This is a genomic window from Aureimonas sp. CAS (assembly GCF_059838215.1).
Window position 1 is genome coordinate 3,215,722 of record NZ_CM187563.1, and the last position, 14,797, is coordinate 3,230,518.

The 14,797-nt window shown below is 69.5% G+C and carries 14 protein-coding genes and 1 pseudogene; 9 read left to right on the top strand and 6 right to left on the bottom strand.

Annotation, left to right across the window (positions count from 1 at the left end; genetic code table 11):
• Positions 1–51: 51 nt before the first annotated feature.
• Genes AC6R2M_RS15495 through AC6R2M_RS15520 form a run of 6 tightly spaced genes read right to left on the bottom strand, consistent with a single transcriptional unit; the run spans position 52 to position 6,301 of the window.
• A complete protein-coding gene (locus tag AC6R2M_RS15495; protein WP_500483664.1) occupies positions 52–708 on the bottom strand; it encodes a 2-dehydro-3-deoxy-6-phosphogalactonate aldolase in 657 nt (218 codons plus the stop codon).
• Positions 705–1,628, bottom strand: coding sequence for a 2-dehydro-3-deoxygalactonokinase (locus AC6R2M_RS15500; protein WP_500483666.1), 924 nt, complete (start codon positions 1,626–1,628; stop codon positions 705–707). The genes AC6R2M_RS15495 and AC6R2M_RS15500 overlap by 4 nt, the downstream gene beginning before the upstream one ends.
• A complete protein-coding gene (locus AC6R2M_RS15505) occupies positions 1,625–2,512 on the bottom strand; it encodes an SMP-30/gluconolactonase/LRE family protein (RefSeq protein WP_500483668.1) in 888 nt (295 codons plus the stop codon). The genes AC6R2M_RS15500 and AC6R2M_RS15505 overlap by 4 nt, the downstream gene beginning before the upstream one ends.
• A gap of 8 nt (positions 2,513–2,520) precedes the next feature.
• Positions 2,521–4,326, bottom strand: coding sequence for an IlvD/Edd family dehydratase (locus AC6R2M_RS15510; RefSeq protein WP_500483670.1), 1,806 nt, complete (start codon positions 4,324–4,326; stop codon positions 2,521–2,523).
• On the bottom strand, positions 4,323–5,372 hold the full coding sequence (locus AC6R2M_RS15515) for an aldose epimerase family protein (protein ID WP_500483672.1): 1,050 nt from the start codon (positions 5,370–5,372) through the stop codon (positions 4,323–4,325). Before AC6R2M_RS15515 ends, AC6R2M_RS15510 begins: the two co-directional genes overlap by 4 nt.
• Complete coding sequence (locus tag AC6R2M_RS15520; RefSeq protein WP_500483674.1) at positions 5,369–6,301, bottom strand: Gfo/Idh/MocA family protein; 933 nt, start codon at positions 6,299–6,301, stop codon at positions 5,369–5,371. Before AC6R2M_RS15520 ends, AC6R2M_RS15515 begins: the two co-directional genes overlap by 4 nt.
• On the opposite strand from AC6R2M_RS15520, the gene AC6R2M_RS15525 reads away from it, so the two are divergent.
• The 9 genes and pseudogenes from AC6R2M_RS15525 (at position 6,300) to AC6R2M_RS15565 (ending at position 14,768) form a co-directional block, all read left to right on the top strand.
• Positions 6,300–6,428, top strand: a complete 129-nt coding sequence (locus AC6R2M_RS15525) for a hypothetical protein (protein WP_500483676.1) — start codon at positions 6,300–6,302, stop codon at positions 6,426–6,428. The genes AC6R2M_RS15520 and AC6R2M_RS15525 overlap by 2 nt on opposite strands.
• A 274-nt stretch (positions 6,429–6,702) precedes the next feature.
• Complete coding sequence (locus tag AC6R2M_RS15530; RefSeq protein ID WP_500483678.1) at positions 6,703–7,437, top strand: FadR/GntR family transcriptional regulator; 735 nt, start codon at positions 6,703–6,705, stop codon at positions 7,435–7,437.
• A 126-nt stretch (positions 7,438–7,563) separates the two neighbouring features.
• On the top strand, positions 7,564–8,583 hold the full coding sequence (locus tag AC6R2M_RS15535; protein WP_500483680.1) for a sulfate ABC transporter substrate-binding protein: 1,020 nt from the start codon (positions 7,564–7,566) through the stop codon (positions 8,581–8,583).
• Between the two features lie 124 nt (positions 8,584–8,707).
• A pseudogene (gene cysT / locus AC6R2M_RS15540) lies at positions 8,708–9,573 on the top strand (sulfate ABC transporter permease subunit CysT).
• Positions 9,563–10,456 (top strand): sulfate ABC transporter permease subunit CysW, encoded by an 894-nt coding sequence (gene cysW / locus AC6R2M_RS15545; RefSeq protein ID WP_500483682.1) that lies wholly within the window; start codon positions 9,563–9,565, stop codon positions 10,454–10,456. The pseudogene cysT and the gene cysW overlap by 11 nt, the downstream one beginning before the upstream one ends.
• A gap of 16 nt (positions 10,457–10,472) precedes the next feature.
• A complete protein-coding gene (locus tag AC6R2M_RS15550; protein ID WP_500483684.1) occupies positions 10,473–11,510 on the top strand; it encodes a sulfate/molybdate ABC transporter ATP-binding protein in 1,038 nt (345 codons plus the stop codon).
• Between the two features lie 107 nt (positions 11,511–11,617).
• Positions 11,618–12,385, top strand: coding sequence for a phosphoadenylyl-sulfate reductase (locus tag AC6R2M_RS15555; RefSeq protein ID WP_500483685.1), 768 nt, complete (start codon positions 11,618–11,620; stop codon positions 12,383–12,385).
• Entirely contained in the window at positions 12,382–13,332 is a 951-nt protein-coding gene (cysD, locus tag AC6R2M_RS15560) for a sulfate adenylyltransferase subunit CysD (RefSeq protein ID WP_500483687.1), read from the top strand. Before AC6R2M_RS15555 ends, cysD begins: the two co-directional genes overlap by 4 nt.
• A 5-nt stretch (positions 13,333–13,337) precedes the next feature.
• A complete protein-coding gene (locus AC6R2M_RS15565) occupies positions 13,338–14,768 on the top strand; it encodes a sulfate adenylyltransferase subunit 1 (RefSeq protein ID WP_500483689.1) in 1,431 nt (476 codons plus the stop codon).
• The last annotated feature ends 29 nt before the right edge of the window (positions 14,769–14,797 follow it).

Sequence of the window (14,797 nt, forward strand, 5' to 3'; positions counted from 1 at the left end):
TCCTCTCCGAATGCCCACCGTGGCCCTGTTCGCGGGCGACGGCAAGCGGGATCATCGTCGCTCGGCGCCCTTCGGCCGAGTGAAGATTTCGTCATAGGCGGCCACCGCCGCACGGGCCCGCGCGCCCACCTCATCCGCCGCCATTCCGGGCGCGTAGAGGCTGGAGCCGAGGCCGAAGGTGCGAACGCCCACCTTGGCGTAGGCGGCGAAATCCCGTTCCGAGACGCCGCCCACCGCGCCGATCACGGCGTCCTTCGGCAGCACGGCCGAGATCGCCTTGATGCCGGAGGGCCCGAGCACGCTCGCGGGGAAGAATTTCAGCGCCGAGGCGCCCGCGTCCAGCGCCGTCAGCGCCTCGGTCGGGGTGAAGACGCCCGGCATCGTCACCATGGCGTGAGCCCCGGCGCGGCGAAGGACGTGGACATCGACATTGGGCGAGACGAGAAGGCGCCCGCCGGCGTCGGCCAGCCGATCGACGTCCTCGACCTTCAGCACCGTCCCAGCGCCGATCAGGACGCTCGAATGCGCCATGGCGGCCGCCCGCTCGATGGAACGGAAGGGCGCGGGCGAGTTCAGCGGGATCTCGATCGCCTCGAAACCCGACTCGATCAGGAGACCGACGACCGGCTCGACCTCCCGGAAGGTCAGCCCCCGAAGGATGGCGACGAGGCCGCGCTTGAGCCCGGGAAAGGAAACGCGCGCGCTCATGCGGCCAACTCCTCGTCGAAGGCGGTTCGGGCGGCGGCGAGAAGACCGGCGCGGACGGCATCCTCCGCGTCCACGCGGGTCGGCGCGCCGAAGCCCGCGATCTCCAGCGCCGCCGCATGGCGGTTGGCCGCCGCGCCGCTCGCCACCAGCACCGGCTGCGCGGCGGAGCCGAACAGGTCCCGCGCCCCCGCGCATTCGAGGCCGAGCAGCAGGCCGGAAAGACGCGCCAGATTGGCGGGGCGCTCGCGCTGCTCCAGAAGCCATCCGGCGCGAAGCTGGAAGAGGCGGTTCAGGATCGAAGCCGGCTCTGCCGCGGCCTCCGCCACCGCGTCCCGGAAGGCCGGATCGTCGGCCGTCACCTCGCCCTCGGCCAGCGCCTCGCGCAGGACCGAACGCTGGGAGGCCGACAGATGAGCGAAGATCTCGCCCGTCATGAAGGTCGCGAAGCTCTCCAGCCGCCCGCCGGACAGGCGCACCCACTTGCCGTGGGTGCCCGGCATCACGACGAGGCCGTCGGCGAGATCGAGGCCGAGGAGCTTGGTCTCCTCCCCCCGCATCACGTCCGGCCGGGCCGGATCGCGCTGGGCGATTCCCGGCAGGATGCGGACGGGGCGCCGGAGGTCCGGCGCGGGCGTCGCGTGGGCGCCGATCGACGCAAGCGCGAGCGGCGCGTCGAGATAGGCCGCCTCCACCCAGCCGGACCGCGCGCCCACCATGCCGCAGAGAAGAACGGGCAGGTCGGCGGGCGCGCCGAGCGCGGAGAGATGGCGCTCCAGCACCGTCTCGAAGCCCCCCGCCGCCCGCGCCGCCATCAGGCCTTCGTCGGAGCGACGCTCGGCCAGAACCGTGCCGTCCTCGGCCAGGAGCCAGAGGCGGAAGGCGCTGGTGCCCCAATCGCCGGCTGCAAGACGCGGTGTCATGACGGGAAGGCCTTCACGCGCGGCTCCGCGAAGCCTCTGGCGCCCAGATCGAGAAGGAAGGTCTTGCCGTGGTTCGGATCGGCCGCCTTGTCGGCCTCGTCCATGCCCTCGGACGCGGTCGTGACCAGCACGCGGTCGAAACCCTTGCCGACGAAGATCGGGCAGGAGGGGCGCGTGGCGGGGATGCGGACGGTGCGCACGCGTGCGCCCTCCGGCGAATAGGCGTCGAGGCAGGAGGCGCCCCAGCGCGCGTTCCAGATCAGGCCCTCGGAATCGACCACCGCCCCGTCGAGCCCGCCCTCGCCGCCGCGATGGTCGTAGAGCGTCTCGGGCTCGCCGGTCGGCAGCCCGGTCGCGGGATCGAGCGACACGCGGTGCAGGAGCCCGACGCGCGTGTCGCACCAGTAGCCGAGCCTCCCGTCGCGCGTGAAGGCGATCGCGTTCGGGATCGTGACGTTGGCGTAGAGCCGGCGCAGCTCGCCTTCGCGGAACCAGTAGATCGAGCCGGCGCCCGTCTCGGCGGCGCAGCCCATGGTGCCGATCCAGAGCGCGCCGGAGGGGTGGACGCGTCCGTCGTTGGAGCGCGTGCCCGAGTTCTCGCTTTCGAGCGCGTGGAGGAACTCCATCCGGCCGTTCGACCGGGTGCGCACGAAGAGGCCGCGTTCGGTCGCCACGAGCTGGCGCTCGTCGTCGATCGGCGCGAGCTCGGAGGCCATCATGTCGAGCGCGTGGGTCTTCACCGCGCGCGTCTCGACATTCGCCTCGAAGAGCGTCTTCTCCAGAATGTCGAACCAATAGGCCGTGCCGGTCGAGGCGTCGAAGGTCGGCCCCTCGCCGAGATGGCAGGGATGGTCGTGGAAGATCTCGGTCGGCACGTCTTCCATGGCGGCGCTCAGTGGTTGTCGCGCGGAACGCCGCGCGTCTGGGCGAGGCGCTGGTAGGCGACGGCGTTCTCCAGAACGGCGCCGGTCTCCATCTGCCCGACCAGCGCGCGCTGGATCTCCTGCCAGGGCGTCTGGTGGTCGGGATATCGGTAGCCGCCCTCGCCTTCGAGCGCGCTGCGGCGCGTCGCCAGCTCCTCGTCGGAGATCAGGATGTCGGCCGAACCGCGCCCGAGGTCGATGCGCACCCGGTCGCCCGTCTTCAGGATGGCGAGGCCGCCGCCCGCCGCCGCCTCGGGCGAGGCGTTGAGGATCGACGGCGAGCCCGAGGTGCCCGACTGGCGGCCGTCGCCGATGCAGGGCAGCGAATGGACGCCCTTCTCCAGAAGGTAGGTCGGCGCGCGCATGTTCACGACCTCGGCCGCACCCGGATAGCCGATCGGGCCGGCGCCGCGCATGAAGAGAATGGTGTTCTCGTCGATCCCGAGAGCCGGATCGTCGATGCGGTGGTGGTAGTCCTCCGGCCCGTCGAAGACGACCGCGCGTCCCTCGAAGGCGTCAGGGTCGTTCGGGTTCTTCAGATAGCGGTCGCGGAACTCGGCGCTGATGACGCTGGTCTTCATGATCGCGGAGGAGAAGAGGTTGCCGCGCAGGACCAGGAAGCCCGCCTTGTCCTTGAGCGGCCGGTCGTAGGGGCGGATGACCTTGTCGTCCTCGATCACCGCGCCGCGGCAGTTCTCGCCGATCGTCCTGCCGTTGACGGTCATGGCGTCCTCGTGGATCAGGCCCTGCTCCATCAGCTGGTTGACGACGGCCGGCACGCCGCCGGCATGGTAATAGTCCTCGCCCAGATACTCGCCGGCCGGCTGGAGATTGACCAAAAGCGGAATGTCCTCGCCGAAGGTCTGCCAGTCGTCGATCGAGAGCTCGACGCCCAGATGCCGGGCGAGGCCGTTCAGATGGATCGGCGCGTTGGTCGAGCCGCCGATCGCCGAGTTCACGCGAATGGCGTTGATGAAGCTCTCGCGCGTCATGATGTCGGTCGGCTTCAGATCCTCGGCGACCATGTCGACGATGCGAAGGCCCGTGCGGTATGCGACCTCCTGCCGGTCGCGATAGGGCGCGGGGATCGCCGCGGAGCCCGGCAGCTGCATGCCCAGCGCCTCGGCGAGCGAGTTCATCGTCGTCGCGGTGCCCATCGTGTTGCAGTAGCCGGTGGAGGGCGCGGAGGACGCGACGAGCTTGACGAAGCCCTGATAGTCGATCTCGCCCGTCGCCAGCAGCTCGCGCGCCTTCCAGACGATCGTGCCCGAGCCCGTGCGCTCGCCGCGGAACCAGCCGTTCAGCATCGGCCCGACCGAGAGCGCGATCGCGGGAATGTTCACCGTCGCAGCCGCCATCAGGCAGGCGGGCGTGGTCTTGTCGCAGCCGATGGTCAGCACCACGCCGTCGAGCGGATAGCCGTACAGAACCTCGACGAGGCCGAGATAGGCGAGATTGCGGTCGAGCCCGGCGGTCGGGCGCTTGCCCGTCTCCTGGATCGGGTGGACCGGGAACTCGATGGCGATGCCGCCCGCCTCGCGGATGCCCTCGCGCAGGCGGTGGGCGAGTTCGAGATGGTGGCGGTTGCAGGGGGAGAGGTCCGAGCCCGTCTGCGCGATGCCGATGATGGGACGGCCGGACTGCAGCTCCTCCTGGGACAGGCCGAAATTCATGTAGCGCTCCAGATAGAGCGCGGTCATGTCGATGTTCGCCGGATTGTCGAACCACGCGCGGGAGCGGAGCTGGCGACCGGACGTTGGGGTGAGGTCGGTCATGCGGGGCTCCCGGGCTCGAAGTTCAGACGGATCGAATGGCGGTAGGTCTCGCCGGGCTTCAGCACGGTCGAGGGAAAGGCGGGCCGGTTCGGCGAATCCGGATAGGCTTGCGGCTCCAGGCACAGGCCGTCGCCCTGCCGGGCCTGGCCCGAGCGGGTCGTGATGGAGCCGTCGAGGAAGTTGCCGGAGTAGAACTGCAGGCCGGGCTCGCCGGTCTCCAGCACCATGGAGCGGCCGCTCGCCGGATCGCGAAGCCGGGCGACGGGACGCGCGCGCCCGGTCCGGCCGCCGTTCAGGCAGAAATTGTGGTCGTAGCCGCGCGTCGCCACGATCTGGGAATGAGGCTCGCGCAGGCGCGTCTCGATGATCGCGGGCGCCCGGAAATCGAAGGGCGTGCCCTCGACGCCGGCCTCCTCGCCGGTCGGAATGCCGCCCGGCGCGACCGGCAGGAAGCGCTCGGCCTCGATCGTCAGCTCGTGGCCGAGCGCCGACCCGGCCCCCGCGAGATTGAAGAAGGCGTGGTTGGTGAGGTTGACCACCGTTTCGGCGTCGCTCGTCGCCTCGTAGAGGATCGACAGCGAGGTGCCCGAAACCTCGAAGGTGGCACGCATTTCGAGCTTGCCCGGAAAGCCCTCGTCCCCGTCCGGGCTGGTGAGGCCGAGAACGAGCCTCGACGCGCTCGCCTCGCGCACGCCAAAGAGCTTGCGGTCGAAACCCTCGGCGCCGCCGTGCAGCGCGTTCGCGCCGTCGTTCGGCTCGATGCGGACCGTGCGCCCGCCGAGCTCGAAGCGTCCCTGCGCGATGCGGTTGGCGTAGCGTCCGATCGTCGCGCCGAAGAAGGAGCGCGTCTCCAGATAGCCGCCGAGATCGTCATGCCCGAGGACGACATCCGCCAGCGCCCCTTGCGCGTCGGGCGCCAGGATCGACTGGATCGTCGCTCCCAGCGTCAGGATGCCGACGCGAAAGCTGCCCTCGCCGGACAGGACGACACGCTCGACGGACCGCCCGTCCGGCAGCGTGCCGAAGGCTTCGGTAGCCCCGCTCACGCTTCGTCCTCGAAGGCCTCGACCGAAAGCCGGCGGCCGAGCATGAAGGCGTCCGCCACGTGTGTCAGTGGCTCGACGTCGACCTCGCTCGCGGCCGATCGCACCAGTTCGACGAAACGCGCGTAGAGACCGCGATATTCGGCGTCCTCGCCGCTCGCCCGCTCCTCTCCGTCGACGGAGAGCTTCGCGCCGCCGCTCGAAAGCAGCAGCGTCCCGGCGGGCGTCTCGGCCTCGATGTCCCAGCTCTGCGGACCGGTCTGGCGCCAGTCGAACTCGGCCTCGACCGGCAGCCCCGCCTCGCCGGAAAATCGCAGCGAGGCGGCGATGGGCGCGGCGCGGTTCTGCGGAAAGGACAATTCGCTCGACGACAGGCGCAGGCGCTGCGGGCAGATGCGAGTCAGGATCGACAGGGCGTTGATGCCCGGATCGAAGACGCCGAGGCCTCCGGGCTCCCAGATCCACTGCTGGCCGGGGTGCCAGTGCCGTACGTCCTCCTTCCAGGAGACCCGGATCGATGTCGGCGCGTTCCGCGCCAGGAACTCGCGTGCCGCCTCGACGCAGGGCGCGAAGCGCGAATGCCAGCTGGCGAAGAGCGTCACGCCCTGCCGCTCGGCGAGCGCGCGCAGGATGTCGATCTCGGCGAGCGTCGCGCCCGGCGGCTTTTCCAGAAAGACGTGACGGCCGGCGAGAAGCGCGGCGCGGGCCTGTTCGAAGCGCCCCTGAGGCGGCGTGCAGAGCGCGACCGCATCGACGGCGACACCGGAATCCAGCAGCGCGTCGATCGTCTCGAAGGAGGGCAGACCGTCCAGCCCCGCATTGCGGCTGGCGACGGCGGCGAGTTCGATTCCGGCGGTCGCTTCGATCGCGCCCAGATGCTGGTCGCGTGCGATCTTGCCGAGACCGACGATGGCGAGGCGGATGGATGCCATGGATCAGATCGCGCGAACGGACGCGGCGGCCCGCCGCCCGGACACGCCGGGCGATCGAGAACGGAACGAGCCGATGGTGCGCAAGGTCGCCATGATCCTCCCGATCGGCAAACGCGATAAAGTATGACTATTTCCGCCGTCGGACGGTGTCAAGGCGATCCGATCGAACCGCCGGAAGGCCCGCTCTACACCTAAAATTGTTCAACTGCGAGGGCGTTCGCGCTTTCGACGGCAGACCATTCCCAACCGTCTCGTCATACTTTAGGCTGCCAGCGTCGCAGCCGACGAGCACCGGCGGCGACGGCAGAGCCCTCCCCTCCCTCGATCGGGTGCCGTCTTCCCATGTCATCGCACATCCGGCCGCCGAACGGTACACAGCCGAGCCGACACGGGTGCGGGCGTTGACCGGACTGCTGGAGACCGCGATCGGGGCGCGCAGAACGCGCACCAGCCACGCGGCCGTCGTCGGCGAACTGGGGCGCGACATCGTGGACGGCACGCTCGCGCCCGGCTCGATCCTGCCCGGCGACAACGAACTCCTCTCCCGCTTCGGCGTCTCGCGCACCGTCCTGCGCGAGGCGATGAAGACGCTGGCGGCCAAGAGGCTCGTCGAGCCCCGCGCGAAGGTCGGCACGCGGGTTCTCGACAGCGCGGCCTGGAACCTTTTCGACGCCGACGTCCTGTCCTGGCGCATGCATGCGGGCGTGGACGAAGCCTTCATCAACGATCTGGCCGACATCCGCACCGCGCTCGAACCGGCCGCCGCGCAGCTCGCCGCGACGCGGGCGACGCGCGAGGACGTCGTCACGCTCTACGGCATCGTGGCGCGCATGAACGATCTGGAGCATACGCCCGAAAGCGTCGCGCGCGTCGATCTCGAATTTCATCTGGAGGTCGCCCGCGCCTCGCGCAATCCCTTCATGGTCTCGGCCGGACACGTCATCGAGGCCGCGCTCACCCTGTCCTTCAAGCTCTCCTCTCCCGCCCGCCGGCGCGAGGAGATGGAGGAGCTGGCGCGCAACCATCTGCGGATCGTCCAAGCCATCGCCGACGGCGATGCGGACGGAGCGGCGGTGGCGATGCGACGCGTCATCGACACGGGCGCCGACCGGGCGCGACTGACCCTCCGTGGCTAGGCGCTTTGCTTCGAACGGCTCCAATCTTGGCAAAGTTGTTTCCGCCGCGCGGGCACATTAAACGAAGTCTGCATGGCCCGGTCGCGGCCAATCATTAGCATCGGTCGGGTCAAACGGAGACCTTCCATGCCGAACCGCCGCATCGCGATCCTCGCAGCAGCCCTTCTCGCATCGACACCCTTCGGCGCCCTCGCCCCGGCCATGGCGCAGCAGACCATCGTCAACGTCTCCTACGACCCGACGCGCGAACTCTACCGCGAGTTCAACGCCGCCTTCGCCGAGCACTGGCAGCAGGAGAAGGGCGAGACCGTGCGCATTCAGACGACGCACGGCGGCTCCGGCCAGCAGGCCCGCGCCGTCATCGACGGTCTGGAAGCCGACGTCGTGACGCTGGCGCTGGAAGCCGACATCAACGCCATCGTAGCGAACACCGGCAAGATCCGCGAGGACTGGCGCGGCACGCTGGAGAACAACAACTCGCCCTACACGTCCACGATCGTCTTCCTGGTCCGCAAGGGCAATCCGAAGAACCTCGCCGACTGGGACGATCTGATCCGCGACGACGTCGAGGTCATCACGCCGAACCCGAAATCCTCAGGAGGCGCGCGCTGGAACTTCCTCGCCGCCTACGCCTGGGGCCTGCGCGAGTTCGACGGCGACGAGGCCAGGGCCTCCGAGTTCGTGGGCGAGATCTACCGCAACGTGCCCGTCCTCGACGGCGCGGCGCGGGGCTCCACCACCACCTTCGTCCAGCGCGGCATCGGCGACGTGCTGCTGGCCTGGGAGAACGAAGCCTTCCTCGCCATCGAGGAGCTGGGCCCGGACGCCTTCGACATCGTGGTGCCGTCGCTCTCGATCCTGGCCGAGCCGCCGGTCGCGGTGGTCGATGCCAATGTGGACGCCAAGGGCACCCGCGAGGTGGCGACGGCCTATCTGGAATATCTCTACTCCGACGTCGGGCAGAACATCGCGGCGCGCAACTTCTACCGGCCGAGCGATCCGTCCAACGTCGATCCGGCCGAGCTGGAGCGCTTCCCGGACCTCGAACTCGTCACGATCGACGATCTCGGCGGGTGGGCGGAGGCCCAGCCGCGCTTCTTCGGCGACGGCGGCGTCTTCGACCAGATCTACCAGCCGGGCCGCTGAGCGTCCCTTTCCCGAACGACGGGGCCGGATCGCGTCCGGCCCCGTCGTCTTGTAGGATCGCCCCGCCGGCCGACGCGAGCCGGACGCGGGAGATCGTGGCATGACCCGAAAGGCTCCTTCGACCATGAGCACCCTGGCCGCCCCCGCGAAAGCGCGACGGCGATGGAAGCAGCCGAGCGTCATACCCGGTTTCGGGCTGACCTTCGGCTTCACCATCTTCTACCTCTCCCTCCTGATCCTGATCCCGCTGGCCGGCCTCGGCTGGCGTTCGGCCGCGCTCGGCTGGGACGGCTTCTTCGCCATCGCCACCGATCCGCGCGTGCTGGCGGCCCTGCGCACCAGCTTCTGGACCTCCTTCGTCGCCGCCGGGGTCAACGTCGTCTTCGGCGTCATCGTCGCCTGGGTCCTGGTGCGCTACCGCTTTCCGGGCCGCCGGCTGATCGACGCGGCCGTGGACCTGCCCTTCGCCCTGCCGACGGCGGTGGCGGGCATCGCGCTGACGGCCATCTACGCGCCGAACGGCTGGGTCGGGCAGTTCTTCCAGCCCTACGGTATCCGCATCGCCTACACCCCGATCGGCATCGTCATCGCCCTCATCTTCATCGGCCTGCCCTTCGTGGTGCGGACCGTGCAGCCGGTGATGGAGGAGATCTCCAGGGAAGTGGAGGAGGCCGCCGCCTCGCTCGGCGCCAACCGCTTCCAGACGCTCGTCAGGGTGATCCTTCCGGGCCTGACGCCCGCGATCCTGACCGGTTTCGCCCTCGCCTTCGGCCGCGCCGTCGGCGAGTACGGCTCGGTGCTCTTCACGCCGGCAACATCCCCTTCGTGTCGGAGATCGCGCCGCTCCTCATCGTCATCCGCCTGGAGGAGTTCAACTATCCCGCCGCCACCGCCATCGGCGCGATGATGCTGGTCCTCGCCTTCGCGGTCCTTCTCACCATCAATCTCATCCAGGCCTGGAGCCGCAGGAGGTTCGGATATGGCGCATAGTTCCGTGGCCCTGTCCGGCTCCTACGCGGCGGCTCCCGAGCGGCCCTTCCGCGACCCGACGGGCGAGAACGCGGTCGCCAAGTGGATCCTCGTCGCCATCGCGGTGACGTTTCTCGCCTTCGTCCTGTTCATGCCGCTGGTGGCGGTCTTCGCCGAGGCGCTGCGGCGGGGCTGGCAGGTGGCGCTGGCCTCCATCACCGAGCCCGACGCGCTGGCCGCGATCCAGCTCACGCTCACCGTCGCGGCCATCGCCGTGCCGCTCAATCTCGTCTTCGGCGTCGCCGCGGCCTGGGCGATCGCCAAGTTCGAGTTCCGGGGCAAGGCCTTCCTGATCACCCTGATCGACCTGCCCTTCTCGGTCTCGCCGGTCATCGCGGGGATGGTCTACGTCCTCCTCTTCGGCGCCGGCTCCTATCTCGGCCCCGTCCTCAGCTCCTACGGCATCCAGATCCTCTTCGCGGTGCCGGGCGTGGTGCTGGCGACCATCTTCGTCACCTTCCCCTTCGTAGCGCGCGAGCTGATCCCCCTGATGCAGGACCAGGGGACCGGCGACGAGGAGGCGGCGATCTCCCTCGGGGCCAACGGCTGGCAGACCTTCTGGTACGTGACGCTGCCGAACGTGAAATGGGGCCTGCTCTACGGCGTGCTCCTGTGCAACGCCCGCGCCATGGGCGAGTTCGGCGCCGTCTCGGTCGTCTCCGGCCGCCTTCGGGGCGAGACGATCACCATGCCGCTGCAGGTCGAGATCCTCTACAACGAGTACAATTTCGTCGCCGCCTTCGCGGTCGCCTCCCTGCTCGCGCTGCTCGCCCTCGTCACCCTCGTCCTCAAGGCGGTGCTCGAACGCGTCTACGGACGCGGCGACGCCCGGCCCGGCCACTGATCCTCGAGAGGCTCCCATGGACCTTCGCGTCAACTCCATCTCCAAGGACTTCGAGGGCGCGGCCGCGCTCGAGAACGTCTCCCTCGACATCCGCTCGGGCGAGCTGATCGCTTTGCTCGGCCCCTCGGGCTCGGGCAAGACCACGCTTCTGCGCCTCATCGCCGGGCTCGACTTCCCGACCGGCGGCGCGATCCATTTCGGCGAGGAGGACGCCTCGCGAAAGAGCGTGCAGGAGCGCAATGTCGGCTTCGTCTTCCAGCATTACGCGCTGTTCCGGCACATGACCGTCGCCGACAATATCGGCTTCGGGCTGAAGGTCCGCCCCGGCGCGACGCGGCCGTCCTCCTCCGAGATCCGCCGACGCGCGCTGGAGCTCCTCGACCTCGTCCAGCTGTCCGGGCTGGAGAAGCGCTATCCTCACCAGCTTTCCGGCGGCCAGCGCCAGCGCGTCGCGCTCGCCCGCGCGCTCGCCATCGAGCCGCGCATCCTTCTCCTCGACGAGCCCTTCGGCGCGCTCGACGCGCAGGTGCGCCGCGACCTCCGCCGCTGGCTTCGCGAACTCCACGACCGCACGGGACACACCACCGTCTTCGTCACGCACGATCAGGAGGAGGCGCTGGAACTGGCCGACCGCGTCGTCGTGATGAGCCGCGGCCGGATCGAACAGGTCGGCTCGGCGGACGACGTCTACGACGCGCCGGTCTCGCCCTTCGTCTACGGCTTCATCGGCGATTCCTCGAAGCTGCCCGTGCAGGTGTCGGACGGAGAGGTGCGCTTCGAGGGCGTGCCGGTCGGGCTCGACGGGCGCAACGCGTCTCCGGGGCCGGCGCAGCTCTACTTCCGGCCTCACGAGGTGGAAATCGTCGAGGACGGGACGGGAATCGCGGGCGTCGTCACCGCCTCTCGCCGTGTCGAGGCGCGGCGGCGCGTCGAGCTCGACGTCGGCGGCCAGAAGACCCGCGTCGAGATCGAGCTGCCGGCCGAGACCGGAGCCTCGACCGGCCAGCGGATCGTCTTCCGTCCGCGCGCCTGGAAGCTCTTCGGCGCACATTAGAGGAATTATCGCGCCGGGCCGGAGAACTCGGCGCGATTTTGCTCTTCGCGTCGCACAATGAGGCGGGCGTTCCTGTCGGGGAGCGGGGAGAGGCGCATTCTCCCCCCATGACAAACGCCGCAGCCCTCACCGCAGAGCTCGCCGCCCTCGACCTCGAAGGCCGGCTCTCCCGTATCGCCGCCCTTCCCGGCCGCAAGGTGTTCACGACCAGCCTCGGCATCGAGGATCAGGTCCTGAGCGCCGCCATCGCCCGGGCCGCCTCCGGTGCGATCGAGGTCGCCACGCTGGAGACGGGTCGGCTCTTCCCGGAGACGAAGGCGCTGATCGACGAGACGGAGGAGCGCCTGTCCCTGCCCATCGAGCGCTACTTCCCGGTCGAGGCCGATGTCGGCGCCTATGTCGCCGCCTATGGCCGCGACGGCTTCTACGAGAGCGTCGAGGCGCGGCACGCCTGCTGCGACATCCGCAAGCTGCGCCCGCTCGCCCGCGCGCTGAGGGACGCGGCGATCTGGATCACCGGCGTGCGCCGGGGCCAGTCGGCGAACCGGGCCGAGACGCCGCTGGCCGAGCTCGACGCGGAGCGCGGGCTCCTCAAGGTCAACCCGCTCGCCGACGTCTCGCTCGACGAGATCCGCGACTATGCGCGCGCCATCGACGTTCCCCTGAACCCGCTGCATGCGCGCGGCTACCCTTCCATCGGCTGCGAGCCCTGCACCCGCGCCGTCAAGCCGGGCGAGCCCGAGCGCGCCGGCCGCTGGTGGTGGGAGCAGGACCAGACCCGAGAATGCGGTCTGCACATGCGCGAGCGGGACCCCGCCGCCTCCCTCCAAGCCGTTTCCGCCGTCCGTCAGACCCAAGCAGCGACAGCCTCATGAGCGCCTCCGCCCGCCCCCTTTCCGCCGCGCAGGACAGAAGGTCCCTCGCCCTCGATCCGCACCTCAAGGCGCTCGAGAACGAGGCGATCCACATCTTCCGCGAGGTCGCCGCCGAGTTCGAGCGTCCGGTGATGCTCTATTCGGTCGGCAAGGACTCCTCGGTCCTGCTGCATCTCGCCCGCAAGGCCTTCTTCCCCGAGCCCGTGCCCTTCCCGCTGCTCCACGTCGATACCGGCTGGAAGTTCAAGCAGATGATCGAGTTCCGCGACCGAACGGCGCGCGAGCTCGGACTGGAGCTGCGCGTCCACACCAATCCGCGCGGGGCGGCGGAGGGCCTGTCGCCCTTCAAGCACGGCTCGTCCTACTTCACCGACGTGATGAAGACCGAGTCGCTGCGGCAGGCGCTGGACGCCGGCCGGTACGACGCGGCCTTCGGCGGCGCGCGCCGCGACGAGGACGCCTCCCGCTCGAAGGAGCGCATCTTCTCCTTCCGCAATCCGGACCACCGCTGGGACGCGCGCAACCAGCGGCCGGAGCTGTGGAACCTCTACAACGGGCGCATCCGGCGCGGCGAGAGCGTGCGCGTCTTCCCGCTCTCCAACTGGACCGAGCTCGACATCTGGCGCTACATCCGTGCCGAGAACATTCCGATCGTCGATCTCTACTTCGCCAAGCGCCGCCCCTTCGTGCAGCGGGACGGCATGATCATCCTGGCCGAGGACGAGCGCCTGGAGCTCTGGCCGGGCGAGGTCCGGCAGGAGGGGCTGATCCGCTTCCGTACGCTCGGCTGCTTCGCCCTGTCGGGCGGCATCCGCTCCACCGCCGACACCATCGACGACATCATCGACGAGCTGACGACCGCGACCGTCTCCGAGAGGCAGGGCCGCGCCATCGACCGCGACGAGGCGGGATCGATGGAGAAGAAGAAGCTCGAAGGGTACTTCTGATCGCCATGAGCCTCGACGCCGACATCCTGCCGCTCGTCTCCTCCGGGGACGAGACCGGCCCCTCCTCGACCGGCGGCGCGGACCCGCGGCGCCGGCTCCGCTTCCTCGTCTGCGGCAGCGTGGACGACGGCAAGTCCACGCTGATCGGCCGCCTCCTCTGGGACACCAAGTCGGTGGCCGAGGATCATCGCGCCGCGCTCATCGCCAAGGGCTCCAAGCAGAACGATCTGTCGCTGCCCGATTTCGGCCTCCTCCTCGACGGCCTGAAGGCCGAGCAGGAGCAGGGCATCACGATCGACGTCGCCTACCGCTACTTCCAGACGCCGAAGCGCTCCTTCATCGTGGCCGACACGCCGGGCCACGAGCAGTACACGCGCAACATGGCGACGGGGGCTTCCACGGCCGACCTCGCCGTGCTTCTGGTGGACGCGCGCGCAGGCCTTCTGGAGCAGACCTACCGCCATGCGGCGATCGTCCACCTGATGGGCATCCGGCAGGTCGTTCTCGCGATCAATAAAATCGACCTCGTCGGTTACGACGAGAAGATCTTTGCGCGCATCGGACGCGCCTTCCGCACCTATGCGGAGGGTTTCGGCGAGATGGAGATCACCGCGATCCCGCTCTCGGCGCTCAAGGGCGAGAACATCGTCAAGCCGGCGCCGGAGACGCTGGGCTGGTACAGGGGCCCGACGCTCCTTCAGGCGCTGGAGGAGGCCAAGGAGGCCGGCGGTTCCGATCTGCCCTTCCGCATGCCGGTCCAGCGCGTCTCGCGTCCGGGCGAGACCTTCCGGGGCTATCAGGGGACGATCGCGGCGGGCGAGATCCGCGCCGGCGACCGCATCGCCGTCGCGCCGTCGGGCGAGGTGGCGACCGTCACCCGCATCACGACCTTCGACGGGGACCTGACGCTCGCCGGGGCCGGGGATGCGGTCACGCTGGTCTTCGACCGGCCGGTGGACGTCGCGCGCGGCGACCTTCTCCACGCTCCCGGCGCCGAGCCGCTTCGCTCCCGCGACTTCTCGGCCACCGTCGTCGCCCTCCAGTCCGAAGGGCTGTCGGACGGGGTGCGCTACTGGCTGAAGGCCGCGGGGCGCCTGCAGCGGGTGCGCATCTCGATCCGCGAGGCCTACGATCTGAAGACCGGCCGCTGGGCCGCCTCCTCCGTCCTGCCGGTCAACGCCATCGGCCGCATCGGCCTGCATTTCGAGGGCGAGACGGTCTTCGACCGCTTCGAGGAGTGCCGGGACACCGGCGCCTTCATCCTCATCGGCTCGCAGTCGAACAACACGATCGCGGGCGGCATGATCCTCGACGCGGACGAGCATGTGGGCGAGTTGTCCGACCGGGTGACCTTGTCGCTGCCCCGCGATCTCGCCGAGCACATTCTGGCGCTGCCCGACATCCGGGAGCGGATGGGGGAGATCGATATTCTTTAGGGATTTGCTCCTTTCGGACTTTCACGAAG

Bases quoted from the DNA above. Each gene is read 5' to 3' on its own strand.
- AC6R2M_RS15495 (WP_500483664.1), bottom strand. From the start codon at position 708: ATGAGCGCGCGCGTTTCCTTTCCCGGGCTCAAGCGCGGCCTCGTCGCC.
- AC6R2M_RS15500 (WP_500483666.1), bottom strand. From the start codon at position 1,628: ATGACACCGCGTCTTGCAGCCGGCGATTGGGGCACCAGCGCCTTCCGC.
- AC6R2M_RS15505 (WP_500483668.1), bottom strand. From the start codon at position 2,512: ATGGAAGACGTGCCGACCGAGATCTTCCACGACCATCCCTGCCATCTC.
- AC6R2M_RS15510 (WP_500483670.1), bottom strand. From the start codon at position 4,326: ATGACCGACCTCACCCCAACGTCCGGTCGCCAGCTCCGCTCCCGCGCG.
- AC6R2M_RS15525 (WP_500483676.1), top strand. From the start codon at position 6,300: ATGGATCAGATCGCGCGAACGGACGCGGCGGCCCGCCGCCCGGACACG.
- AC6R2M_RS15520 (WP_500483674.1), bottom strand. From the start codon at position 6,301: ATGGCATCCATCCGCCTCGCCATCGTCGGTCTCGGCAAGATCGCACGC.
- AC6R2M_RS15535 (WP_500483680.1), top strand. From the start codon at position 7,564: ATGCCGAACCGCCGCATCGCGATCCTCGCAGCAGCCCTTCTCGCATCG.
- cysW (WP_500483682.1), top strand. From the start codon at position 9,563: ATGGCGCATAGTTCCGTGGCCCTGTCCGGCTCCTACGCGGCGGCTCCC.
- AC6R2M_RS15550 (WP_500483684.1), top strand. From the start codon at position 10,473: ATGGACCTTCGCGTCAACTCCATCTCCAAGGACTTCGAGGGCGCGGCC.
- AC6R2M_RS15555 (WP_500483685.1), top strand. From the start codon at position 11,618: ATGACAAACGCCGCAGCCCTCACCGCAGAGCTCGCCGCCCTCGACCTC.
- cysD (WP_500483687.1), top strand. From the start codon at position 12,382: ATGAGCGCCTCCGCCCGCCCCCTTTCCGCCGCGCAGGACAGAAGGTCC.
- AC6R2M_RS15565 (WP_500483689.1), top strand. From the start codon at position 13,338: ATGAGCCTCGACGCCGACATCCTGCCGCTCGTCTCCTCCGGGGACGAG.